The 22,568-nt window shown below is 70.5% G+C and carries 20 protein-coding genes; 16 read left to right on the forward strand and 4 right to left on the reverse strand.

Going from position 1 to position 22,568, the window contains the following annotated elements; genetic code table 11:
* Position 1 precedes the first annotated feature (1 nt).
* Together ACZ60M_RS00105 and ACZ60M_RS00110 are read right to left on the reverse strand one after the other, a co-directional pair.
* A complete protein-coding gene (locus ACZ60M_RS00105; RefSeq protein ID WP_465413075.1) occupies positions 2–736 on the reverse strand; it encodes an ABC transporter ATP-binding protein in 735 nt (244 codons plus the stop codon).
* A 206-nt stretch (positions 737–942) separates the two neighbouring features.
* Positions 943–2,379: an alkaline phosphatase PhoX gene (locus ACZ60M_RS00110; RefSeq protein WP_465413077.1), complete on the reverse strand. Its 1,437-nt coding sequence runs from the start codon at positions 2,377–2,379 to the stop codon at positions 943–945.
* Between the two features lie 166 nt (positions 2,380–2,545).
* On the opposite strand from ACZ60M_RS00110, the gene ligA reads away from it, so the two are divergent.
* The 5 genes from ligA to ACZ60M_RS00135 all read left to right on the forward strand — a co-directional run bounded on the left by ligA (position 2,546) and on the right by ACZ60M_RS00135 (position 9,072).
* Entirely contained in the window at positions 2,546–4,756 is a 2,211-nt protein-coding gene (gene ligA, locus ACZ60M_RS00115; protein ID WP_465413079.1) for an NAD-dependent DNA ligase LigA, read from the forward strand.
* Between the two features lie 337 nt (positions 4,757–5,093).
* Positions 5,094–7,121 carry a putative bifunctional diguanylate cyclase/phosphodiesterase gene (locus tag ACZ60M_RS00120; RefSeq protein WP_465413081.1) on the forward strand — a complete coding sequence of 676 codons (2,028 nt, stop codon included), beginning with the start codon at positions 5,094–5,096 and terminating at the stop codon, positions 7,119–7,121.
* A 46-nt stretch (positions 7,122–7,167) separates the two neighbouring features.
* Positions 7,168–8,154, forward strand: coding sequence for a sigma-70 family RNA polymerase sigma factor (locus ACZ60M_RS00125; protein ID WP_465413082.1), 987 nt, complete (start codon positions 7,168–7,170; stop codon positions 8,152–8,154).
* A 91-nt stretch (positions 8,155–8,245) separates the two neighbouring features.
* Positions 8,246–8,701 (forward strand): VOC family protein, encoded by a 456-nt coding sequence (locus ACZ60M_RS00130; RefSeq protein WP_465413083.1) that lies wholly within the window; start codon positions 8,246–8,248, stop codon positions 8,699–8,701.
* A 59-nt stretch (positions 8,702–8,760) separates the two neighbouring features.
* The gene (locus tag ACZ60M_RS00135) at positions 8,761–9,072 is read left to right on the forward strand and encodes a hypothetical protein (protein ID WP_465413085.1); all 312 of its coding nucleotides are present in this window, start codon (positions 8,761–8,763) and stop codon (positions 9,070–9,072) included.
* A gap of 53 nt (positions 9,073–9,125) precedes the next feature.
* Here ACZ60M_RS00135 and ACZ60M_RS00140 read toward each other — a convergent pair whose 3' ends face one another.
* The gene (locus ACZ60M_RS00140) at positions 9,126–9,545 is read right to left on the reverse strand and encodes a VOC family protein (RefSeq protein WP_392970545.1); all 420 of its coding nucleotides are present in this window, start codon (positions 9,543–9,545) and stop codon (positions 9,126–9,128) included.
* Between the two features lie 283 nt (positions 9,546–9,828).
* Here ACZ60M_RS00140 and ACZ60M_RS00145 point away from each other — a divergent pair, with 283 nt between their 5' ends.
* From ACZ60M_RS00145 to ACZ60M_RS00195, 11 genes are all read left to right on the forward strand, one after another.
* On the forward strand, positions 9,829–10,185 hold the full coding sequence (locus ACZ60M_RS00145) for a DUF485 domain-containing protein (RefSeq protein ID WP_465413087.1): 357 nt from the start codon (positions 9,829–9,831) through the stop codon (positions 10,183–10,185).
* Positions 10,182–11,864: a solute symporter family protein gene (locus ACZ60M_RS00150; RefSeq protein ID WP_465413088.1), complete on the forward strand. Its 1,683-nt coding sequence runs from the start codon at positions 10,182–10,184 to the stop codon at positions 11,862–11,864. Before ACZ60M_RS00145 ends, ACZ60M_RS00150 begins: the two co-directional genes overlap by 4 nt.
* Before the next feature lie 149 nt (positions 11,865–12,013).
* Positions 12,014–13,009, forward strand: a complete 996-nt coding sequence (locus ACZ60M_RS00155; protein ID WP_465413471.1) for a sensor histidine kinase — start codon at positions 12,014–12,016, stop codon at positions 13,007–13,009.
* Positions 13,006–13,755: a LytR/AlgR family response regulator transcription factor gene (locus tag ACZ60M_RS00160; protein WP_465413090.1), complete on the forward strand. Its 750-nt coding sequence runs from the start codon at positions 13,006–13,008 to the stop codon at positions 13,753–13,755. Before ACZ60M_RS00155 ends, ACZ60M_RS00160 begins: the two co-directional genes overlap by 4 nt.
* A complete protein-coding gene (locus tag ACZ60M_RS00165; protein WP_465413092.1) occupies positions 13,752–14,102 on the forward strand; it encodes a hypothetical protein in 351 nt (116 codons plus the stop codon). The genes ACZ60M_RS00160 and ACZ60M_RS00165 overlap by 4 nt, the downstream gene beginning before the upstream one ends.
* A complete protein-coding gene (locus ACZ60M_RS00170) occupies positions 14,102–15,631 on the forward strand; it encodes a sodium/solute symporter (protein WP_465413094.1) in 1,530 nt (509 codons plus the stop codon). The genes ACZ60M_RS00165 and ACZ60M_RS00170 overlap by 1 nt, the downstream gene beginning before the upstream one ends.
* A gap of 197 nt (positions 15,632–15,828) precedes the next feature.
* Positions 15,829–16,632: a 23S ribosomal RNA methyltransferase Erm gene (gene erm, locus ACZ60M_RS00175; RefSeq protein ID WP_465413096.1), complete on the forward strand. Its 804-nt coding sequence runs from the start codon at positions 15,829–15,831 to the stop codon at positions 16,630–16,632.
* A gap of 81 nt (positions 16,633–16,713) precedes the next feature.
* Positions 16,714–17,796, forward strand: coding sequence for a hypothetical protein (locus ACZ60M_RS00180; protein ID WP_465413097.1), 1,083 nt, complete (start codon positions 16,714–16,716; stop codon positions 17,794–17,796).
* A 50-nt stretch (positions 17,797–17,846) separates the two neighbouring features.
* Positions 17,847–19,535 carry an ABC transporter transmembrane domain-containing protein gene (locus ACZ60M_RS00185; protein WP_465413099.1) on the forward strand — a complete coding sequence of 563 codons (1,689 nt, stop codon included), beginning with the start codon at positions 17,847–17,849 and terminating at the stop codon, positions 19,533–19,535.
* Positions 19,532–21,271, forward strand: a complete 1,740-nt coding sequence (locus ACZ60M_RS00190) for an ABC transporter ATP-binding protein (RefSeq protein ID WP_465413101.1) — start codon at positions 19,532–19,534, stop codon at positions 21,269–21,271. The genes ACZ60M_RS00185 and ACZ60M_RS00190 overlap by 4 nt, the downstream gene beginning before the upstream one ends.
* Positions 21,272–21,283: 12 nt before the next feature.
* Positions 21,284–22,048, forward strand: a complete 765-nt coding sequence (locus ACZ60M_RS00195) for a protein phosphatase 2C domain-containing protein (protein ID WP_465413103.1) — start codon at positions 21,284–21,286, stop codon at positions 22,046–22,048.
* A 31-nt stretch (positions 22,049–22,079) separates the two neighbouring features.
* On the opposite strand, the gene ACZ60M_RS00200 is transcribed toward ACZ60M_RS00195, so the two are convergent.
* Positions 22,080–22,445 (reverse strand): nuclear transport factor 2 family protein, encoded by a 366-nt coding sequence (locus ACZ60M_RS00200; protein ID WP_465413105.1) that lies wholly within the window; start codon positions 22,443–22,445, stop codon positions 22,080–22,082.
* Between the last annotated feature and the right edge of the window lie 123 nt (positions 22,446–22,568).

The following is a 22,568-nucleotide window of genomic DNA, read 5'->3' on the forward strand; positions in this document are numbered from 1 at the left end:
GTCAGTTCGCCTTCTCGAGTTCGCGGATGAGGTGGAGGAACGCCGCTTCGAGGTTCGCGGTCCCGGTGGCGGCCCGCAGGTCGGCCGGGGTGTCGTCGGCGATGAAGGTGCCGTCGCGCAGCAGCAGGAGCCGGTCGCAGCGGTCGGCCTCGTCCATGACGTGGCTGGAGACGAGCAGGGTCGCGCCCTGCTTGGCGAGCTCGCGGAACTGGTCCCACAGTTCTTCGCGGATGACCGGGTCGAGACCGACGGTCGGTTCGTCGAGGACGAGCACCTCGGGTTCGATGACGAGCGCGCACGCGAGCGACGTGCGGGTCTTCTGGCCGCCGGAGAGGTTCGCGGCGAGCTTGTGCGCGTGGTCGCCCATGCCGACGCGCTCGATCGCGGTCATGGCCTCGGAGCGGCTGCGGCCGTAGAGGGCCGCGAAGTAGGCGACGTTGGCCTTCACCGACAGGTCGCGGTAGATCGAGGCGTCTTGGGTCACGTACGCGACGCGGCTGCGCAGCGGCTTCGACCCGGCCGGGTGGCCGAGCACGCTCACGCTGCCGGACTTGACTTTCTGCGTGCCGACGACGGCGCGGATGAACGTGGTCTTGCCTGATCCCGAGGGGCCGAGCAGGCCGGTGACGGACCCGGCGGTGATGCGGGTCGAGACGCTTCTGAGGACGGTCTGCCCGCCCCGGTCGACGACGAGGTCGTCGACCGCGATGGCGGCTGCGGGGGTGGTGGGTGGCATGGGAGCCTCCAGTAATTCATCGACTGATGAAATCACCGTAGCACGGGAATTCATCGAGTAGTGAATTACCTTGGGTGTCCCGTGTCAAACCTGGTTCGGGCAGCAAAAAAGCGATCCGGCCACGCTCTGCCAAATTACGGCTCGCAAGCGTCGCCGAGACTGGGACGTTGCACGCGGCCGGACCGCCACTCGGGAGGTGAAGCCTGTTAGAGGACGCCCTTGCTCCAAGGCCCCCAGATCGCGACCGTCCGGCCCGGCTCCAGCGCCGGGTCGCCCAGCGTGCCCCGCGTCGCGCCCTGCATGTTCGCGAACAGCACCTTGCCGTCAGGCGAGAACGTCGCGCCGCACCACTCGGTCTTCCCCTCGTGGAACACCAGCGGGAAGATCTCCCCGTCCCGCGTCAGGCCGCGCATCGCGGGCAGGTCCCGGCTCGTGTCCTCGCACAGGATCAGGTTCCCGCCCGGCGACACCGTGATGTTGTCCGGATAGGACAGCAGCTCCGCGTCAGGGGACTCGAACACCAGCTTGATCGTGCCGCCCTTGTGCCCGCGCGGCCGGTACTCCCACAGCTGGCCCTCGCCCTCGTCACCGCCCGAAGTGGACGCGATGTAGACCGCGCCGTCGCCGTAGAAGCAGCCCTCGAGCCGCCCGAACACCGCCGCGCCCCGCGCCCATCCCTGGTTGAACACCGCGAGCGGGTCCTCCTCGGCGTCGGACGGGTCCGGGTCGTCGATGTCGACCCACTCCACGTACCGGGTCTTCCCGGCGCGCTGGCCGGTGCGGGTGTCGAAGTTCCACTCGTCGGCGATCTTGAGCATCTGCAGCTGCCCGCCCTCGGCGAGGTCGCCGGGGACGTTCGGCAGGAACCGGTAGAACCCGGCCGTGTTCTGGTCCTCGGTCTCGTAGACCACGCCCGAGCGCGGGTCCACCGCGACCGCCTCGTGCACGAACCGGCCCATCTCCTTGAGCGGCACCGGCACCGTCTCGCCGTTCTCGGCCGAGGGCACCTCGAACACGTACCCGTGCTCGGCCGCCCAGCCCGCGCCCTTCCCGGCCGTGGTCTCCTCGCACGAGAGCCACGAGCCCCACGGGGTCGGCCCGCCCGCGCAGTTCACGATCGTCCCCGACAGGGACTGCCAGGCCTCGCCGAAGTGCGGCTCGCCGCCCTCCCATCGCACGGTCATCGTCGTGGTCCCGCCGCCCGCGAGCTCGTCGTAGCGGTACTCGGGGCTCCCGGCCGGGACGCCCGCGCCGGGCTCGTTGCGCTCCTCGTGGTTGCGCACGAGCCGCCACTGGCCGCGCCGCCCGGTCGGGAAGCAGGCCATGCCGTCGTGCGCGAGCGGCGTGCGGTTGCCGTCCGCCATCGGGGACGCGGCGACCGCGAACACCTTGAAGTCGAATCCCTCAGGGAGCCAGAGGGTCTGCGAGAAGCCGGTCTCGGGATCGGTGCGCGTCAGCTCCCGCAGCTCGCCGTAGCCGCCGTTGTCGGGGCATTCGCGGTCCTTCTCGCCGTCCTTCGCGTGGGCCGCGCGGATCGACAGGCCCTCCATCGCGGCGACCGCGAAGAGGCTCGCGCCCGCAGCGGTCGCGCCGCGGCGGAGGAAGCTGCGGCGGTTCGAGCCGCCGATCGACGTGATCGCCATTCCGGACTCCTTTGAGCGGGGCGTAAAAGGGGCTGTACGGGCCGTACGCGGCCGATCCTTCCGGTCCCCGGGGTTGGCGAGGCAAGCACGACGTGAACGCGAGGTGACCGGTTGCATAAGGCTTCGGCCTCCCCGGAACGTCGTACCCAGCTGACACAATGGGGCCGTGAGCACGACTGACGCAGAACTGGACGGCACCGGCCGGACCGCAGGCCCCGACTTCGAGCGCGCCCGCGAGCGCCACGAGACCCTGGCCGCGGAGATCACCGAGCACCGCAAGCGGTACTACCTCGCCGAGCCCGTGATCTCCGACAGCCAGTTCGACGAGCTCTTCCACGAGCTCATCGACATCGAGACGGCCTACCCGGAGCTGCAGAGCAACGACTCGCCCACCCAGCAGGTCGGCACCTTCTCCGAGGCGTTCACCCCCGTCACCCACCTGGAGAAGCTGCTCAGCCTCCAGGACGTGTTCAGCCTCGACGAGGTCCAGACCTGGGCCGACCGGATCACCGCCGAAGTCCCCGACGAGCCCTATCTCTGCGAGGTCAAGATCGACGGCCTCGCCGTCGACCTGGTGTACGAGAACGGCCGCCTCACCCGCGCCGCCACCCGCGGCGACGGCGTCACCGGCGAAGACGTCACCGCGAACGTCGCCACGATCGACGCCGTCCCGCAGCGCCTCACCGCCGCCGACGGCTACGACGTGCCCGAACTCCTCGAAGTGCGCGGCGAAGTCTACTTCCCGAGCGCGGACTTCGTGCGCCTCAACGAGTCCCAGGTCGCCGCCGGGAAGGCCCCGTTCGCGAACCCGCGCAACGCCGCCGCCGGGTCCCTGCGCCAGAAGGACGCCGCGAAGACCGCCGAACGCCCCTTGAGCTTCATCGCCCACGGCCTCGGCGCCCTGCGCGGCTTCGAACCCGACTCGCAGTCCCACTCGTACGCGGCGCTCGACGCCTGGGGCCTGCCCACGAGCCCCTACTGGCGCGTCGTCCCCACCCTCAAGGACGCGTTCGCGTACATCGCCGAGTTCGGCGAGCAGCGCCACGAGCTCGTCCACGAGATCGACGGCGTCGTCATCAAGATCGACCAGATCGCCGTGCAGCGCCGCCTCGGCGCGACCTCCCGCACCCCCCGCTGGGCCGTCGCCTACAAGTTCCCGCCAGAGGAGGTCAACACCAAGCTCCTCGACATCAAGGTCTCCATCGGCCGCACCGGCCGCGCCACCCCCTACGCCGTGCTCGCGCCCGTGCGCGTCGCCGGCTCCGAAGTCGAGTTCGCGACCCTTCACAACGCCGACCAGGTCAAGGCCAAGGGCGTGCGCATCGGCGACACCGTCGTCGTGCGCAAAGCGGGCGACGTCATCCCCGAGGTCGTCGCGCCCGTCGAGGCCGCCCGCACCGGCGCCGAGACCGAGTTCGTGATGCCCGAGCGCTGCCCCGAATGCGACTCCGTCCTAGCCCCCGCGTCCGAAGGCGACGTCGACCTGCGCTGCCCCAACGCCCGCTCCTGCCCCGGCCAGCTGCGCGAACGCCTCGCCTACCTCTCCGGCCGCTCCTGCTTCGACGTCGACCGCATGGGCTACATCGCGTGCGCCGCGCTCGTCGAACCGCTCGGCGCCGACCCCGTCCTCGCCGACGAAGGCGGCGTCTTCGACCTGAAGATGGACGACCTCCTCCCCATCCGCGTCGTCGTCCGCGACCCCGACACCGGCATGCCCAAGCAGGACGCGAAGACCGGCGAGGACAAGGTCGTCGCCTACTTCGCCAACCAGAACGGCGAGCCGAAGAAGACCGCCGTCCAGATGCTCGAGAACCTCGAGACCGCCAAGCGCCAGCCCCTGTGGCGGGTCGTCAACGCCCTCTCGATCCGCCACGTCGGACCCGTCTCCGCCCAGGCCCTCGCCGAGCACTTCGGCGACCTCGACCTGATAGCGAACGCCGACGAGGCCGAGATGGCCGCCGTGGACGGCGTCGGCCCGACCATCGCCGCCGCCATCAAGGACTGGTTCGCCGTCGACTGGCACCGCGCGATCGTCGAGCGCTGGCGCGAGGCGGGCGTGCGGATGCAGGACGACGCGCCCGACCCGTCCGAGGCGCTGCCGCAGACCCTGGAGGGCCTTACGGTGGTCATCACCGGCGGCATCCCCGACTACACGCGCGAGGGCGCCGCAGCGGCCGTGAAGGCCCGCGGCGGCAAGGTCTCCGGATCGGTGTCCAAGAAGACCGGTGCGGTCGTGGCGGGGGACAAGCCCGGATCCAAATACGACAAGGCCGTCGCGCTCGGCGTCCCGGTCGTCACCGGAGAGGCTTTCGCGTCGCTGCTCGAAGACGGATTGTCGCTACCGGAAACATCTGATGCCGAGACTGAACCAGAATGATCACAAGTTAGTAACGATCCGTATTCCTTCACGGGGGGAGACTCGTTAGTTCAAGGCAGAGTCATCTCGTGGATGCTTGCCCCTTGTCGTACCAACGGCTCGTCGCCCATCGCCCGAAAGGGCCGCCGAGCCTGGAACCGGCCTCGGGAGACGCTGCGGTGAACACCGGATAACGGTTTCTGTAATTGGCATGTCGCGCCTGGTCACAAGTGTGCCGCATGTGCTCCCGGCGTTGTCTGGGAGACGAATTCGCGATATGACAGAGGAGTCGGCCGCGACCGGCACCGGGGGATTCTGGCGCGTTCCCCGGAGACGGCGCGGCAGTGGGAGGAGCGAAATGGCCACGACGCTCATGCGCAACACTGCGCCTAGAGAGCATCCGGGCCGGTACTACGGCTTCATGGCCGCGGTCGCCATCGCGGCGGTCGTCGGTGCCGTCGCCGTGACCGTTGCGAGCAGCGCGCCCGAGGGCGGCTGGTTCGGCGTGCCCTTCGCGTTCTGGCTCACCGCGGGCCTCGCGATGATTGCCGAGCTGCGCCCGACCCGCTGGGGCGGGCTGTGGATGTCGCCGATGGCCTCCATCTACCTCGTGTACGTCCTCGCCACCATGATCACCTGGGGCTTCCTGCCCGCCCTGGTCGTCCAGACCGCGGCCATCGGGATGCTCATGGTGCAGCTCAAGGCCGCCGCATGGCGCTCGGTCTTCAACATCTCCCAGCAGGCCATCGCGCTCGTCCTCGCCTGGTACGTGTGGGACGCGGTCGCCCACGGCGCGGTCTGGAACGGCGACGCGACCCAGCTCCTCGCGGTCTTCGCGGCCGGATCGGTCTGGACCCTCACCAGCTTCGCGCTCGTCGCCGGGCGCCACAGCCTGCGCACTAGCGACAGCTGGCTCGAAGGCTTCTGGCAGTGGTTCCGCAGCGAATGGGCCCTGCGCGCCACCCAGATCGCCATCGCGCCCATCGTGGCCAGCGCCGCGATCTCCTCGTGGTGGCTCGTCGCCGCCTCCGCGATCCCCATCTTCGCCGTCTACCGCATCCTCCAGACCGCCGCCGACCGCGAACGCCAGGCCGACCACGACCCGCTCACGGGCCTGCTCAACCGCAAGGGCTTCCAGCAGGCCGTCGACGGCAAGCTCACCGACGCGGCCGAGACCGGCACCGCCGTGGCCGTCCTCATCCTCGACCTCGACCGCTTCGCCGACGTCAACTCCGCGCTCGGCCACGAGGTCGGCGACCAGCTCCTCATCGAGCTCGCGCACCGCTTCGAGGCCGACAAGCCCAAAGGCAAGGCCATCGCGCGCCTCGGCGGCGACGAGTTCGCGTTCATGTGGTCCGAACTGGACGGCATGACCGACCCGATGGAGTGCGCCCGCGAGATCCGGGCCCGCCTCGACGCCCCGATCGTCCTGGCCGACGCCAGCGTCGAAGTGGACGGCTCGGTCGGCGTCGCGGTCTACCCCGACGACGGCTCGGACTTCCAGACCCTGTTCCGCCACGCGGACATCGCGATGTACGAGTCGAAGCAGCGCGCCTCCTCGTTCGCCCGCTACGCCCCCGAGTTCGACCACAACTCGCCCGAGCGGCTGCTGCTCCTCGGCGACGTGCGCCGCACCCTCGACCACCCCGACACGCCCGGCGTGAACCTCTACTACCAGCCGCAGGTGCGCCTCTCCGACGGCGAGGTCATCGGCGCCGAGGCCCTGCTGCGCTACCACCACCCCGAGCGCGGGATCGTCAACCCGGCCGAGATCATCGAGACCGCCGAGCACTCCTCGGTGATGCGCATGCTCACCGAGCGGGTCGTCGACATCGCCCTGCGCCAGCTCCGGTCCTGGAACGAATCGGGCTACGACCTGCGCATGGCCGTGAACGTCTCGGTGCGCGACCTCCAGTCGCCCGAGTTCACCGACTTCCTCACCGAGCGCATCGACGCCTACGGGGTCGACGCCCGCAAGCTCCAGCTGGAGATCACCGAGTCGGCGCTCATGGCCGACCCGCGCCGCGTCGTCGTCAACGTGCAGCGCCTCTCCGACCTCGGCGTGGGCATCAGCCTCGACGACTTCGGCACCGGGTTCTCCTCGATGCAGCACCTGCGGCGGCTGCCCGTCACCGAGATCAAGATCGACAAGTCCTTCGTAACCACCCTGATCGACGACCCGGACAACGCCGCGATCGTCTCCACCACGATCGACCTGGGCCGGGCCCTGGACGTCGAGGTCGTCGCCGAGGGCGTCGAGGACGAGAAGGTCCGCAAGCAGCTCGAAGGCTGGGGCTGCCACGCCGGGCAGGGCTGGCACTTCGCCAAGCCGATGGCCGCCGACGCGTTCGAGCGCTGGCTGGCCGACCACCAGCGGGACAAATAGCGAAACCGTCTCAGGCGATGTCGGTGGTCTGTGCGACGCTAGGCGCATGAACGTTCCGATCTCCGACGCTGAGCCTTCGAACGACCTGCTCGCCGAGTTCGAGCCGCACCGGCGCGAGCTCTGCGCGTACGCCTACCGCATGCTCGGCTCCTCGTTCGAGGCCGAGGACGCCGTGCAGGAGGCCTTCACGCGGGCGTGGAAGTCCCACGGCTCCTTCGAAGGCCGCTCCTCGCTGCGCTCGTGGCTGTACAAGATCACCACGAACGTCTGCCTCGACATGCTGAAGGGCCCGCAGCGCAGGGCCCGCCCGATGGACCTCGCCCCCGCCTCCGACGCCGGCTCGCCCCTGCCCGCGCCCGAGCCGGACTACATGTGGGTCGAGCCGATCCCCGACTCGATGGCGTTCGGCGCCGACCCGGCGGCCGCCGCCGAAGCCAAGGACACGCTGCGGCTCGCGTTCGTCGCCGCCGTCCAGCACCTGCCTGCGAAGCAGCGAGCGGTGATGCTCATGCGCGAGGTCCTGCGCTTCTCGGCCGCCGAGACCGCCGAGGCCCTGCAGCTGAGCCCCGCGAGCGTCAACTCGGCGCTGCAGCGCGCCAAGGCCACGATGGAGCAGGCCCACCTGAAGCCGAACGAGGCCTACACGATCGACGACGCGGACCTCCGCAAGCTCGTCGACGGCTACGTGAGCGCCTTCGAGGCCTACGACATGGACGCGCTCACGGCGCTGTGCACGCAGGACGTGGCGCTCTCGATGCCGCCGTTCCCGCTGTGGGTCCAGGGCCACGCGAGCGTCGCCGAGTTCATGCTCACCACCGGCAAGGGCTGCGAGAACTCCAAGCTCGTCCCGGTCAGCGCCAACGGCCTCCCGGCCTTCGGCCACTACAAGCCGAGCGGCACGCCCGGCCTGTGGGAGCCCTGGTCGATCACGGTCCTCGAGCTCGACCACGGCCAGATCTCGGGCCTCAACTACTTCCTGGACACCCCGAAGCTCTTCCCGCTCTTCGGCCTCCCGCTCGAATACCGCGAATAGCCGAGCAGCCGCCCTGCGCTCTTGCAAAAGGCGCTCTTGTAAAAGACACAGACGCGGGGCGGCTGTCGTACCTTCGGCCTACGGTGTCGTTATGCCTGTTCACTTCAAGATCGTCGTCGACTGCGCCGACCCGCACCGTGTGGCCGCCTTCTGGGCCGAGGCGATGGACTACCACCTCGAGGATCACTCCGGGTTCATCGCGGGCCTCCTCGCCCAGGGCGTCATCTCCGAAGACCTCCTCACCGAGGTCGACGGCCACCACGCCTGGAAGACCCTCGCCGCGATCCGCAACCCCGAGGACCCCTTCGACGAGGCCTCCGACGCGGGTAAAGGCATGCGCATCCTCTTCCAGCAGGTCCCCGAGCCCAAGACCGTGAAGAACCGGGTCCATCTCGACCTCCACGTCGGCCTCGACAACATCGACTCGGAGACCGAACGCCTCGAAGCCCTCGGCGCCACCCGCCACTCCGAGCGCTGCTCCGAAGGCCCCGCCCAGTGGATCGTCATGCAGGACCCCGAAGGCAACGAGTTCTGCGTCCACTCCTAACGGCCGCAACCTGACATGATGGGGGAGCCCCCTGCCCGCACCCCCGAACGGAGCCCGACATGGAGGAGCTTCCCGATGAAACCCCGTCCCCGGAGCCCACGAGCGGAGGCCTCGACTTGGGAGCCGTAAAACCCTGGCACCTGATGGCGTTCTGCCTGCTCGTGGTGATCGCCGCGATCATCGTGACCGTCGTGCTCGTCTCCAACTCCTCGAAGAAGAAGCTCCAGCAGCCCCCGTACCCGCCCCAGGGCTACCCGACCCCAGGCAGCCAGCCCCCGGGCTACCCGCCGCCCGGCTACCCGCCCCAGCAGCCGCCCCCCGGAACCCAACCCCCACCTGGCTACCCGCCCACCAGCCCGCCACCCAGCTAGCCAAACGGCAAGGGCCGCTTCGCAATAGCGAAGCGGCCCTTCTGGTTTCCCGGTTACTGCTGGGGATAAGGCATGTAGAACGGCTCCCACTGGTGGCCGTCGAGGTCGAGGAAGGTGCGGCCGTACATGCCGACTTCGGCCTCCTGGGCGCGGCGGTCCTGCTTGGCGGTCTCCTCGGTGCCGCCGGCCTTGAGGGCGGCGTCGGTGAGCTCGTCGACCGCGCCGCGGTCGGGCAGGGCCAGCGCGTAGGCGGCGGCCGAGAACGCGGCGGTGTCGGCGATCGGGCGTTCGGCGAACGTCGTGTAGAACTCCTTGGTCAGCAGCATCAGGCAGATGTTGTCGTCGACGACGACGCACGCGGCGTTCTCGTCGGTGAAGTCCGGGTTGATCGCCCAGCCGAGCGCCTCGTAGAACGCCTTCGACGCGTCGAGGTCGTTCACGGGCAGGTTCAGGAAGATCATCTTGTTCGCCATGGCGCTGTCCTCTCGGTGTTCCGTTTGCCTTCACCAGTAGAGACGAGACCGCCTCGCGGGATTCATCGTTCGGGTGAAAGAAACCGCCGCGACCGTTCGCGGGCCGTTCGCCGACCGCTCGTCGGGGCTCTCACCGCAGGATGCGCGTGGTCTGGCGACACGCGTCACAGCAATGCTTTCTTCTGCCTCCGCGGGCTCATAGGTTCCTTGTAAACAAGGCCCGGTGTCGACACGCGCCAGATACAACGTCGACACGTCAAAGCCCTTCAAGGAGGAAGGCTCGATGACCACGACCCCCGAGGGCGACGGCCCACCCCCCGAGATCACCGACGCCGAGATAGCGGCGATGCACGACGACCCCCGGTTCGTCGCGCTGAAGCGGACGCTGTTCCGCTTCACCGTGCCCGTCCTGCTCGCGTCCCTGGCCTGGTACCTCGTGTACGTGCTCCTGTCGGCCTATGCGCGCGACTTCATGGGCATCGTCCTGTTCGGCAACATCAACCTGGGCCTCGTCCTGGGCCTGTCGCAGTTCGTGGTGACCTTCTGGATCACCTGGGGCTACAACCGGTTCACCGCGCGCCACTTCGACCAGCAGTCCGCCGACCTGCGTGACGACATCATGAACGGGGGCAAGCGATGAACACCCTCGCGCAGGAGATGAGCGACTCCAACCGCATCCTGACGATCGTTCTGTTCATGTGCATGGTCATGGTGACCATCGGCATCACGATCCGCGGCGGGCGCACGACCCGCACCGCCACCGACTTCCACTCCGGCGGGCGCGGGTTCTCCGCGTGGCAGAACGGCTTCGCGGTCGCGGGCGACTACGTGTCGGCCGCGTCGTTCCTCGGTATCGCCGGGACGATCGCCCTGTACGGCTACGACGGGTTCCTCTACTCGATCGGCTTCCTCGTCGCGTGGATCGTGGCGCTGCTGCTCGTGGCCGAGTCGCTGCGCAACTCCGGCCGGTTCACCGTGGCCGACGCGCTCTCCTACCGCATGAGGCAGCGGCCTGTCCGCACCGCCGCTTCCATTGCGACCCTGAGCATCTCGATCTTCTACCTGCTCGCGCAGATGGTCGGCACGGGCGCCCTGGTGACGCTCCTGTTGGGCATCAAGGAAGGCGAGACGTTCCTCGGCATGGACGCCGGAGCCGCGAAGGTCGCTGGCATCGTCGTCACCGGTCTGCTCATGGTCGCCTATGTCGCATTCGGCGGCATGAAGGGCACGACCTGGGTCCAGATCTTCCAGGCCTGCGTGAAGATCGGCCTCGCGTTCGTCCTGGCGATCCTCGTGCTCGCCGAGTACAACTTCAACCTCTCGGCACTCCTGGGCGACGCCGCCCAGGCGTCGGGCCAGGGCGCGGCCTTCCTCGAACCGGGGCTGCGCTACGGCACGGAGGTGGCGGGCGATTCGCTGCAGACCTTGTGGAACAAACTCGACCTGATCAGCCTCGGGCTGGCGCTCGTGCTCGGTACGGCCGGCCTGCCGCACGTGCTCATCCGCTTCTACACGACGCCGGACGGCAAGACCGCCCGCAAGTCCGTGAACTGGGCGATCGGCCTGATCGGCATGTTCTACCTGCTCACCCTCGTGCTCGGCTTCGGCGCGGCCGCGATGGTCGGCAAGGAGGCGATCATCGCCGAGAACCCGGCCGGGAACTCGGCTGCGCCGCAGCTCTCGCAGGTCATCGGCGAGAACATCGCCGGGTCCACGGGCGGCGCGATCATGCTGGCGCTCATCGCGTCGGCGGCGTTCGCGGCGATCCTCTCGGTGGTCGCGGGCCTCATCATCGCCTGCTCGTCCTCGCTCGCCCACGACCTCTACAACGGGGTCTTCAAGCAGGGCAAGGCGTCCGGGCACCAAGAGGTGGTCTTCGCGAAGTTCGCGGCGGTCGGCGTCGGCGCCATCGCCGTCGTGATCGCGGTGTTCGCGCAGGACCTCAACGTGGCGTTCCTCGTCGCGCTCGCCTTCGCGGTGGCCGCTTCGGCGAACCTGCCGACGCTGCTGTTCAGCCTGTTCTGGAAGCGGTTCAACACCGCCGGTGCCGTCGCGGGCATCTACGGCGGCCTCATCTCCTCGATCGGTCTGGTGATCTTCTCGCCGACCTTCTCGAGCCTTCCGACTTCGCTGCTCGGCGAAGGGGTCGACATCGCATGGTTCCCGCTGTCGAACCCCGGCCTGGTGTCCATCCCGTTCGGTCTCATCTGCGCCGTGGTCGGCACGCTGATGAGTAAGGAAACGAACCCGTCCCGTTTCGCGTCCATGCAAGTCCGGGCGCTGACGGGAGCCGGGGCCGAACGGGCCAGTACGCACTAGGCCGCCCCACTGGGCGGGGAGGGCCGGGGCGGCCCTCCCCGCCATTATGTGCGCCACGTTACAGTGATGTTGTGATCCCCGCTCGCCTCTCCGCCTCGCTCCGCGTCCCCGCGCGGCGACGCGTAGTGGGCGCGGGAACCCTTGCGGCCCTGCGGCTCTCCCGCCAGATCGGGGAAGCGCTCGCGGACGGCCTCACCGGCAAGGGCGCGCCCGTCGCGGCCCGCCGCCTCGCGAAGCTCCTCGCAGCCGACGCGGTCGCGCTGGCCGACTGCGACCGCGTGATCGCCGTATCCGGCAACCTCGATCCGGTTGCGGCCGGGGCGCTCCTGGTCGAGACCCTGGACGTCCTCGAGCCGGTCACCGCCCCGCCGCTGCGGGGCTCGCCGCTCATCGTCTCGGGGGACCTGGCCGGGTGCCTGCTCGTCGCGGGGGACGTGAGCGACGCGGAGGTCGCCGAGGCCGCCCACCTCGTGGCGACCGCGCTCGACCACGCCGACCTCGACCGCGCGAGGGAGCGCATCGCCGCCGCCGACCTGCGGACCCTCCGCGCCCAGATCTCCCCGCACTTCATGCACAACGCCCTCGCCGCGATCAGCGCCCACACCCGCACCGACCCCGAGCGCGCCCGCGAACTCCTCACCGACTTCTCCGACTACCTGCGGTACTCGTTCGCGAACACCGGCGACTACGCCACCGTCGCCGACGAGCTCCAGGCCGTCCAGACCTACCTCGAACTGCAGCGGGCCCGCTTCGACGACCGCCTCGACATCACCGTCCGCATCGCCCCGGAGGTCCTGCCCGTGCCCATCCCGTTCCTGGTGGTGCAGCCGATCGTGGAGAACGCCGTGCGGCACGGCTTCGAGTCCAAGCCCGGCACCGGCCACATCGCCGTGCGCGGGTTCTCCGAGGGCGCGCTGTGCGTCATCGAGGTCGAGGACGACGGCGCGGGCATGGAACCGGAGACCGCGAAAGCGATCCTCGCGGGCAGCCGCCAAGGCGCCGGACGCATCGGCCTGTACAACGTGGACAGAAGGCTCCGGGCGGTTTACGGCCCCGAGTACGGCCTGTGGCTCGACACCGCCCCCGGCGCCGGAACCAAAGCGACCGTGAGAATCCCCCGCTACGCCCGAGGAGTCCACGCATGACCGGCCTGCGCGTGCTCGTCGTCGAAGACGAGCCCTCCACCCGCACCGAACTCGCCGGGCAGCTCGCCGAGCTCCCCGCAGTCGGTGAGGTCGTGGCCGCCGCCGGAGGGGATGAGGCCGTGCGCCTCCTCGGCTCCGGCTCGTTCGACGCCGCGTTCCTCGACATCGCCATGCCCGGCCTCACCGGCATGGACGTCGCCCGCATCCTCCGCCGCCTGTCGGACCCGCCCGAGATCGTGTTCGTCACCGCCTACGACAACCACGCCGTCGAGGCCTTCGGCCTCGGCGCCGCCGACTACCTCCTCAAACCCTTCCGCCCCGAACGCCTCGCCGAAGCCGTCGCCCGCATCGGCGGCCGCCGCGCCGCGCCCGCCGTGGGGGACAAGGCCGACGACCTCGCCGTCGTCCAGGTCGAGCTCGCCGGGCGCACTGTGTTCGTGCGCCGCGACGACATCGCCTACGCCGAAGCCCACGGCGACTACGTGCGCCTCCACTCCACCCAGGGCTCCCACCTCCTGCGCCAGTCCCTCACCTACCTCGAACAGGTCTGGGACGCAGCGGGTTTCGTGCGCGCCCACCGCTCCTTCCTCATCAACCTCGCCGCCGTCACCGAACTGCGCGTGACCTCCTCGGCCGGGCTCGTCGCCGTCACCGAACCCGGCGAGGTCCCCGTCAGCCGCCGCCACTCCCGGCTCCTGCGCGAACGGCTCCTCCAGGCCGCGAGGGAAGGCGGCGCGCACCGGTGAACCAGCGCGTCCGCGTCACCAGCCCCCAGACCCGCCTCGCCCTGCGCCGCAGGTCGGACGCCACCCGCCGCCTCAGCCGCCTCTCGGGGCACCCGCCCGTCGACCGCAGCGCCATCGACCTCGCCGACGCCGAACGCGCGCTCCACCGCCAGCGCCGCCTCGCCGTCCGCACCGCCGCCGCGCTCGTGTTCGCCCTCGCCGCCCTGCTCACCGCCGCGATCTTCACCCCCGGCCGCCTCGGCTGGGCCGTCCTGTTCTTCGCGCCCTACCCGGTCCTGCTGCTCCTCGCGGCGGTCCACGTGCGCCGGGCCGAGCGTATCGAGGCCGAGTACTGCGAGGACCCCTGATGCTCGGCCTGGCCGCCATCAGCCTGGTGCTCGCCGCCAGCGTCGTCATCGGCGTGTGGGGTGTACGCGCCGCACGGTCCACACCGGACTTCCTGGTCGCCTCCCGCAGCATCGTCCCGGGCTGGAACGCGCTGGCGATCGCGGGCGAGTACGTCTCGGCCGCTTCGGTTCTGGGCCTCGCGGGCCTGCTGGTCAAGAACGGCGTGGGCGCGATGTGGTACGCCGTGGGCTTCACCGCCGGGTACGTGCTCGTCGCGGCGCTGGCGGCCGGGCCGATGCGCCGCAGCGGCGCGTACACGGTGCCGGACTTCGCGGAGTACCGGCTCGGGTCGCCGCGCATCCGCCGCCTGTGCGGCCTGGTCGTGCTCGTCATCATGCTCTTGTACCTGCTGCCGCAGTTCAAGGCGGCCGGCGTGGTCCTCGAACTGGTCTCCGGCATCCCGTACTGGGTCGGCGTGGTCGGCGCGGGGCTCGTGGTCTCCTCGACGATCGCCGTGGGCGGGATGCGCTCGGCCACGTACGTGCAGGCCTTCCACTACCTGGTGAAACTCGCGTTCATCGCCGGTCCCGCCGTGTTCCTCATTGTCCTGGCCGGGCCTGCACGGCGTGGCGCGGCCGTCGACCCGAGCGCCGACCCGGACTGGTCGCGCCCGCTGCTCGACCTCGACGGCTCCGGGCACCCGCTGCTCGCGACGATCTCGGTCCTGGTCGCGACCACGTTGGGCGCCATGGGGCTCCCGCACGTCGTGATGCGCTTCCACACCGTCGCCGGGGCCCGCGCGGCCCGCCGCGTCGCGGTCTCGGTGATCGTGCTGCTCAGCTTCTTCTACCTGTGGCCCATCGTGTACGGCCTCCTCGGCCGCGTCGCGACCCCCACCCCTGAAGAGACGGACGTGGTGCCGCTCCTCGTGCCGGGCGCGATCGCCCCGGACGGCACGGGCGCGGTGCTGACGGCGCTGGTCGCGGCGGGCGCGTTCGCCGCGTTCCTCTCGACCTCCTCGGGTCTGCTGCTCGCGCTCGCCGGGGGCCTCTCGCACGACCTGTTCGGCGGCTCGCTCTCGCGGCTGCGCCTGGGTGTCGTCGTCGGTACGGCCCTCGCGGTCGCGCTGTCGCTCCCTGCGGCCGATGTGGACATCAACGTGCTCGTCGGGTGGGCGTTCGCGGTGGCCGCCTCCACGTTCTGCCCGCTGCTGACCTTCGGTATCTGGTGGCGCGGCCTGACCGCGACGGGCGCGACGGCGGGCCTGCTCGTCGGCGCGGGCACCTCCACGGGCGCGGCCCTCGCCTCGGTGGTCCTCGACCTCGAACCGGGCGTCGTCTCGGTCCTCCTCGCCCAACCAGCACTGTGGACGGTGCCGTTTGCGTTCCTCGTGATGGTCGCGGCCTCCCGGCCCGGCTCGGTCCCCGACTGGGCGAGCGAAGCGGTCCTGCGCCTCCACGTGCCCGGCCGCTACTCGTCGGGCGACACCGGGGCGATCCCGCGCACACGCCGCGAGAACCGGGTGGACGCGGTTGAGGAGACCGGCTAACCTCGCTGGCATGTCAGGATCTCCCGGGTTCGACGCGTGCGCTGCGTTCGGCCCCTGCTTCATTCGGCTGCGCGCGGCGGCCTAGGCCCCCGCACGCGCTTCTTCCCGACCGCTGATCTGTCCCAGCGGCGTGCGCCCCTGCGCGGGCCTAGGCGAATCGATCGTCCTGAATCGACTCGTCTCCATGGAGTATCCCCATGTCCCGCAGCCAATTTCCGCGCGCCCGAGAGCAACGCAACAGCTCCAACCGCAAGGCCCTGTCCCAGAACTTCCTGCGCGACGCGCATATCGCGCGCGCCTTCACCGACTCGGCCGACGTCCGCCCCGACGACCACGTGATCGAGGTCGGCCCCGGTGACGGGATGGTCACCAGGCACCTGCTCGGCAGCGCCCGCCGCGTCACCGCCTACGAGAAGGACCGCCACTTCGTCGAACGCCTCCACTCACGCCTGGGCCACCACGAGCATTTCCGCTGCTACCAGGCCGACTTCCGCGACGTCGAGGCCCCGCACGAACCGTTCAAAGTGGTCGCCAACGCGCCCTTCGGGATCACCACCGACATCGTCCGCTGGTGCCTGCGCGCCCGATCGCTCACGAGCGCCAGCCTCATCACGCAGCTCGAGTTCGCCCGCAAACACACCGGCGACTACGGCCGCTGGAGCCGCCTCACCGTCGAGCACTGGCCCCGGTTCCGGTTCACGCTCGGCATGCGCATCGCCCGCCACGAGTTCCGGCCCGTGCCGCAGGTCGACGCGGGCGTAATCCACATCGCGCATCGCCCCGAGCCGCTGCTGCCCGACGCCGCCATGCCCGACTACCGCGACCTCGTCGACCTCGGCTTCTCCGGCCTCGGAGGCTCTCTCGCCGCATCGCTGTGCCGCGTCGTGCCCAAACGGGAAGCCTTCGCGGCCTGCGCCGAAGCCGGGATCGGCCGCGACCAGGTCGTCGGCCACGTCCCGCCCGACCGCTGGATCGCCCTCTTCAACGCGCTCACCCAGTGAGGCGGCGCGGTACCGGGGCCGTGGCGATGGCCGATTAAGGTAGAGATGCCCGGCCCCGGTACCCCCTTTTTGGAGCCTTCGATGAGCGAAGCCATCTGGATCGAACTGATCAAGGTGCTCCCCGCGTTCCTGTGGATCGGCTTCGGGTTCATCGCCCTCGCCGTCGCCAAGCGGATCTTCACCGCGCAGGCCCCCCGCATGAGCAAGATCGAGACCCCCTGGGTCACCGTCGAACTCGCCCAGCAGGCCATCGAACAGGCCGGGCGCGGCCCCGAACCGCAGATCCCGCCGCTCCCCGAACCCGACTGGGCCGCGCTCTACCCCCTTCCGGCCCAACCGGTCCCGGCCGGGAACGGCGCGGTCTACGGCACCGGCACCGTCCCGCCGCCCGCCCCGCCGAAGGAACCCGCCGACGAGGACGACACGGTCCAGACCGAGCCGCCCGCCGAACCCGAACCGGACCTCCTCGCCACCCCGCCCGCCGACGCGCCCGCCGACCCCGAACCCCGCGACGACCGCCCCCCGGCCACCATGACCGCCCCCAACCAGCAGATCCCCAACATCCCGCCCACCTACCCGGTCATCGCACCCGGCGGGACCTACTACGGCCAAGCGCCCCAGCCCCAGTGGAACCAGCCGCTGCCGGCCGCCTTCCAGCAGCCGCTCGCGTACCGTCCCGGGCACGCGGAGAACCGCAGCCTGCGCGCCGCGACGAAACTCGCGCTGGCCGCAGGCGATCTCCAGGGCGGTGCGATCCTGTGGGCCGACGACCATCCTGAGTGGAACGACTCCCTGATCCGGCTCTTCCGCACCGCCGGGATCACTGTGGACCCCGTTCCCTCCACTGACGAGGCCATGCGCGCCTTGGGAAAGCGCTCCTACGACCTCGTCATCACCGATATGCGCCGCGAGCACGAACCCGACGGCGACACCGCCGGGACCCGCCTCCTCGACCGCATGATCGCCGCTGGCATCCCCACGCCCGCGGTGTTCTTCTCCGAGAACACGAACGCCCACACCACCCCGCACCCGCGCGCGATCACCACCACGAACAGCCCCGAGAAGCTGGTCGACATCGTCGTCGAGTTCGTCGGCGACCTCCGCGCCCAGCAGTCCTCCTCGAGCAGTGCCGCCAGCTGGATCGACCGGCTCACCGGGAAATAGACCCAGTTAACCGTTTGCCGATCATCTGACGGCCTGGCTACCTTGGGGCTGTGTCACTCCTCCGCGCACCCGAACTCCCCGTAGACGACCCCGGCGAACCGCCCGCCACCTCCTGGCGCCTCTTCGCCTGGCTCGCCACCCGCCGCAAGGCCCTCGCCGCCGCCGTCCTCATCTCTGCGGTCTTCTCTCTCGGCCTCGTCCCCGTCATGCCGATCTTCCTGACCGGCGCCGTCGACGACGGTATCCGCGGCCGCGACTGGGGCGCCCTCCTCGCCTGGGCCGGGGCCCTCACCCTCGCCGGTTCCGTTGCCGCCGTGAGCATCGTGGTCCACCACCGCCTCACCGTCTGGTGGCGCCACGACGCCCAGTACCGGGTCCTCCAGCTCGCCACCCGCAAGACCGCCCGCCTCGGCTCGCGCCTGGGCCGCCAGACCACCACCGGCAACGTGGTCAGCGTCGGCGTCACCGACGTCGTCTCGATCGGCCGCGCCATCGAATCCCTCGCACCCACAGTCGGCTGCGCCACCGGCATCGTCGCGGTCGCCGTGCTGCTCTTCGACATGTCCGCCGCCCTCGGCCTCACCGTCTTCATCGGCGTGGCCGCCGTCGCCGCCCTCACCGGCCCGATGCTCCGCAGCCTCCAGGCACGCTACGGCACCTACCGCCGCGACGTCGGCACCGTCACCGAACGCGCCGCCGACATCGTCGCGGGCCTGCGCGTCCTGCGCGGCGTCGGCGGCGAAGCGCGCTTCAACGCCGCCTACCGCCGCGACTCCCAGCGCCTCAAGCGGTCCGGCTACGGTCTCGCCGCCCCCGGCGCCTGGATCGACGCGATCTCCGAAGGCGCCCCGGCGATCCTGCTCGGCGCGGTCGTCTGGATGTCCGCCCGCCTCGTCGCCTCCGACGACATCACCGTCGGCCAGATGGTCGCCGCGTTCGGGTACACGGCCGCGCTCCTCATGCCGGTGCGCTGGCTCCTCGGCACGGCCATGACGATCATCCAAGGCGAAGTGGCCTGCGCGAAAGTCTGCGAACTCCTCGTCCTCCCCGAACGCGGCGCCCCGCGAGACCCCTTGCAGGGCCCCGAGATCGGTGCCGAACTGCACGACCCCGAATCCGGCCTCACCCTCGCCCCCGGCCTCACCGCCGTCGCCACCGCCGACACCGAAGCCGCCGCCCTGATCTTCGACCGCCTCGCCGGGCTCGCCGCCTCCGAAGCGTCCTTCGGTCTGGTCCCGGTGTCCCGCATGACTTCCGACGAGCTGCGCCGACGCATCCTCCCCGGCGACCACGACGCGTACCTCTTCGCGGGCACCATCCCCGCCGCCATCGGCGGCGACACCAAGACCGCGATCACCACGGCCGCCGCCGACGACGTCATCGACTCCCTCCCCGACGGCCTCGCCACCGAACTCGACAACCAGGCCCGCACCCTCTCCGGCGGCCAGCGCCAGCGCCTCCGCCTCGCCCGCGCCCTCGCCGCCGACCCCGAGGTCCTGCTCCTCCTCGAACCGACGTCCGCAGTGGACTCCCACACCGAAGCGCGCATCACCGAACGCCTCACCGCGTACCGGCACGGCCGCACCACCGCGATCGTCAGCGCCTCCCCGCTCTGGCTCGGCCGAGCCGACCGCGTCGCGTTCGTCCAGGACGGCAAGGTCGTCGCCACCGGCACCCACGCCGAACTCGCCCTCTCCCGCCCCGACTACCGGGCCCTAGTGAACCGGGAGCTCTCATGACCGCCCGCACGGAACTGCCTGTCGCCGAACCCGACCGGGTCCGCCGCGCCTTCGTCGCCCTGCTCCTCTCCGAACGCGCCCGCGTGGGCGTCGCGATCGCCCTCCGCGTCGCCGCCGCCGGTGCCTCGACGGCCGCGCCGCTCCTCATGGGCCGCATGATCGACGCGCTCGCCGCCGGTGAAGGCATCGGCGACATCGACCTGCTCGCCGCCGGGATGGCCGCCGCGATCATCGCCGCCGTCGCGCTCACCTGGCTCGCGAGCTTCACCGCGAACCGCGTGGGCGAGGTCCTCTCCGCGCGCCTGCGCGAGCGTTTCGTCGAGCAGTGCCTGCGCCTGCCGCTGCACACCGCCGAGCAGGCCGGTTCGGGCGACCTCATGACCCGCACCTCGGTCGACGTTCCCCAATCCGGCAACCTCATCCGCGACGCGCTGCCGAAAGCGGCCGTCGCGATCCTGACCGCGATGGTCTACCTCGGCGCGATGATCTGGGTCAACGCGCTCCTCGCCGTCTGCATGCTGCTCGCGGTCCCGCTCATCGCCGTTGGCGCCCGCTGGTACCTCAAGCGCGCCCGCACCAGCTACCTCACGCAGGCCCGCGCGGAGTCCCGCTCCGGCGAAGCCCTCGCCGCGACCGCCGACGGCGCCCGCACGGCCGAGCTCTACCGACTCGAGGCCGACCGGATCGCCCACGGCGACACCACGATCGCCGCGCACTGGGCCGCGAACAAGTACACGCTCTTCCTGCGCAGCGTCTACTTCCTGACGCTCGAGAGCTCCTATGTGCTCCCTGCTTCGGCGGTGCTGATCCTCGGCGGTGCGATGTACTTCGACGGGAGCGTGAGCCTCGGCGAGGTCGCCACGTGCGCGGTACTCTCCCGCCAGATCATGAGCCCGATGAACTTCCTGCTCATGATGGTCGAATGGCTGCAACGCGGCTTCGCGTCGTTCGCGAGGGTCGAAGGCGTTGCCGCGATCGACAGCGACGACGAAACTGCCGGCACAGCCGCCCCCGAAGACGGCACTGTTGAACTCAGCAGTGTCCACTTCGCCTACCCGACCGGACCCGAAGTCCTCCACGGCGTCGACCTGAAGATCCCCGCAGGCGAACGCCTCGCGGTCGTCGGTCCCAGCGGCGCAGGCAAATCCACGATCGCCCGTCTCGTATCCGGCATCGACGCGCCGAAGTCGGGCCAGGTCCACATCGGTGGAGTCGACGTAGCCGCCCTCCCGCTCGGGGAGCGCCGAAGCCATGTCACCCTCGTGACCCAAGAGCACCACGTCTTCACCGCGACCCTCCGCGACAACCTCACTCTTGCCAAACCCGACGCCGACGACGCCGAACTGCGCCGCGCCCTCGCCACCGTCGGCGCCGACTGGGCCGACGACCTCGACGCCGAACTCGGCGGCACGGCAAAGGAACTCGACCCCGCCGCCGCCCAGCAGATCGCGCTTGCCCGCATCATCCTCGCCGACCCCGACGTGGTGATCCTCGACGAGGCGACCGCCATGCTCGACCCCCGCGCCGCCCGCGACACCGAACGCGCCCTCGCCGCAGTCCTGGAGGGCCGCACCGTCATCGGCATCGCCCACCGCCTCCACACCGCCCACGACGCCGACCGCATCGCCGTCATCGAGGACGGCGGCCTCGCCGAACTCGGCAGCCACGACGAACTCCTGCGAGCGAACGGCCCCTATGCTCGACTCTGGAACACCTGGCACGGCACCGGCGTCTGAGCGGAGACCCGCATGACCTTCGAAGCGAAGAGCCACACCGAGATCGGGTCCGGTTCTGAGAACCAGGACCTGGCCCTGACCGGCCCGGACCGGGCTCTCGTCCTCGACGGCGCGAACCCGCCCGCGGGTGTCGACGTCGGCTGCGTCCACGGCGTCGCCTGGATCGTCGACCGGCTCGGCGCCCACCTCTACGACAAGCTCCACGAAGGCACCCTGCGGGACGCCCTCCGGTCGGCCATCCGCGCCACGGTCGGCGACCACGGCCCGGGCTGCGACCTGACGCACCCGCGTTCGCCGGGAGCGACGGTCGCGGCCGTGCGGCTCCGGGACGACCGTCTGGAATGGCTGGTGGTCGGCGATGCCGCGATCCTCTTCGAGGACAACGCCGGTGCGGTTTCCATCGAAACCGACAACCGCATCTACGAACTCCCCGAGCCCCCGGAGACCCCCGAGGGCATCCGCGCGTTCATCGACCGGTACCGCAACAAGCCCGGCGGCGCCTGGTTCGCCGGAGCCGTGCCCGAAGCCGCCGACCACGCCTTCACCGGCAGCCGCCCGGTAGCAGCACTCCACCGAATCCTCCTGTGCACCAACGGCATCACCCGCTTGACCGACCGGTACGGCCATGCCCTGCCGGACCTCATGGCGATCGCGACCCGCGGCCCCGAGGCCCTGGTGGACGCCGTTCGCGAAGCCGAGCGCACCGACCCCGACCCCGACCGCTGGAGCGGCAAGCGCCACGACGACGCCACCGCCGTCGTCATCGACCTGGCCTAGGGGCGGGCCCGCGGCCCGCCCCGCTTGCGGCTCAAGCGCTCGGGACCTTGTCGAGGAAACCCAGCACCTGCGTGATCCGGCCCTCGCCGTCCACCACGACCACATCGAACCCGACCACGGGCGGCTCCGCGCCCTCCGGGCCGAGGCCCCACGCGAACCGGGCCTGGCTCCCGTGCCCGTCGACTTCGCCGACGAGCGTGAACACCCAACCGGGGAACTGCTGGTGCGCCCCCGCGATGAACGCGTCGACCCCGTCGCGGCCCGTGACGGCCGCCATCGGGTCGGTGTAGCGGACGTCGGCGGCGAACACTTCCGCGACGAGCCCCTTCCGCTCGGCCTCGTCGGTCGCGTTGAAGGCGTTGAGGTACGCGGCGGCGATGGCGTTGAAGTCGTTCATGTCGTTTCCCTGTCGCTCAATGTCCCGCCGTTGTGCGGGAACGACACCAGCTTCACCCCGTTCGCGCTCCCCGTCGATTACCTCCGAGGTAATGAACCGCATTACCTCCGGGTTTAGGCTGGG

The organism is Glycomyces sp. NPDC050141 (assembly GCF_055586545.1).

Excerpts from the sequence above, each read along its gene's own strand:
- ACZ60M_RS00190 (WP_465413101.1), top strand. The coding sequence starts at position 19,532 with ATGACCGCCCGCACGGAACTGCCTGTCGCCGAACCCGACCGGGTCCGC.
- ACZ60M_RS00150 (WP_465413088.1), top strand. The coding sequence starts at position 10,182 with ATGAACACCCTCGCGCAGGAGATGAGCGACTCCAACCGCATCCTGACG.
- ACZ60M_RS00125 (WP_465413082.1), top strand. The coding sequence starts at position 7,168 with ATGAACGTTCCGATCTCCGACGCTGAGCCTTCGAACGACCTGCTCGCC.
- ACZ60M_RS00130 (WP_465413083.1), top strand. The coding sequence starts at position 8,246 with ATGCCTGTTCACTTCAAGATCGTCGTCGACTGCGCCGACCCGCACCGT.
- ACZ60M_RS00135 (WP_465413085.1), top strand. The coding sequence starts at position 8,761 with ATGGAGGAGCTTCCCGATGAAACCCCGTCCCCGGAGCCCACGAGCGGA.
- ACZ60M_RS00170 (WP_465413094.1), top strand. The coding sequence starts at position 14,102 with ATGCTCGGCCTGGCCGCCATCAGCCTGGTGCTCGCCGCCAGCGTCGTC.
- ACZ60M_RS00160 (WP_465413090.1), top strand. The coding sequence starts at position 13,006 with ATGACCGGCCTGCGCGTGCTCGTCGTCGAAGACGAGCCCTCCACCCGC.
- ACZ60M_RS00195 (WP_465413103.1), top strand. The coding sequence starts at position 21,284 with ATGACCTTCGAAGCGAAGAGCCACACCGAGATCGGGTCCGGTTCTGAG.
- erm (WP_465413096.1), top strand. The coding sequence starts at position 15,829 with ATGTCCCGCAGCCAATTTCCGCGCGCCCGAGAGCAACGCAACAGCTCC.
- ACZ60M_RS00110 (WP_465413077.1), bottom strand. The coding sequence starts at position 2,379 with ATGGCGATCACGTCGATCGGCGGCTCGAACCGCCGCAGCTTCCTCCGC.
- ACZ60M_RS00180 (WP_465413097.1), top strand. The coding sequence starts at position 16,714 with ATGAGCGAAGCCATCTGGATCGAACTGATCAAGGTGCTCCCCGCGTTC.
- ACZ60M_RS00200 (WP_465413105.1), bottom strand. The coding sequence starts at position 22,445 with ATGAACGACTTCAACGCCATCGCCGCCGCGTACCTCAACGCCTTCAAC.
- ACZ60M_RS00140 (WP_392970545.1), bottom strand. The coding sequence starts at position 9,545 with ATGGCGAACAAGATGATCTTCCTGAACCTGCCCGTGAACGACCTCGAC.
- ACZ60M_RS00105 (WP_465413075.1), bottom strand. The coding sequence starts at position 736 with ATGCCACCCACCACCCCCGCAGCCGCCATCGCGGTCGACGACCTCGTC.
- ACZ60M_RS00145 (WP_465413087.1), top strand. The coding sequence starts at position 9,829 with ATGACCACGACCCCCGAGGGCGACGGCCCACCCCCCGAGATCACCGAC.
- ACZ60M_RS00120 (WP_465413081.1), top strand. The coding sequence starts at position 5,094 with ATGGCCACGACGCTCATGCGCAACACTGCGCCTAGAGAGCATCCGGGC.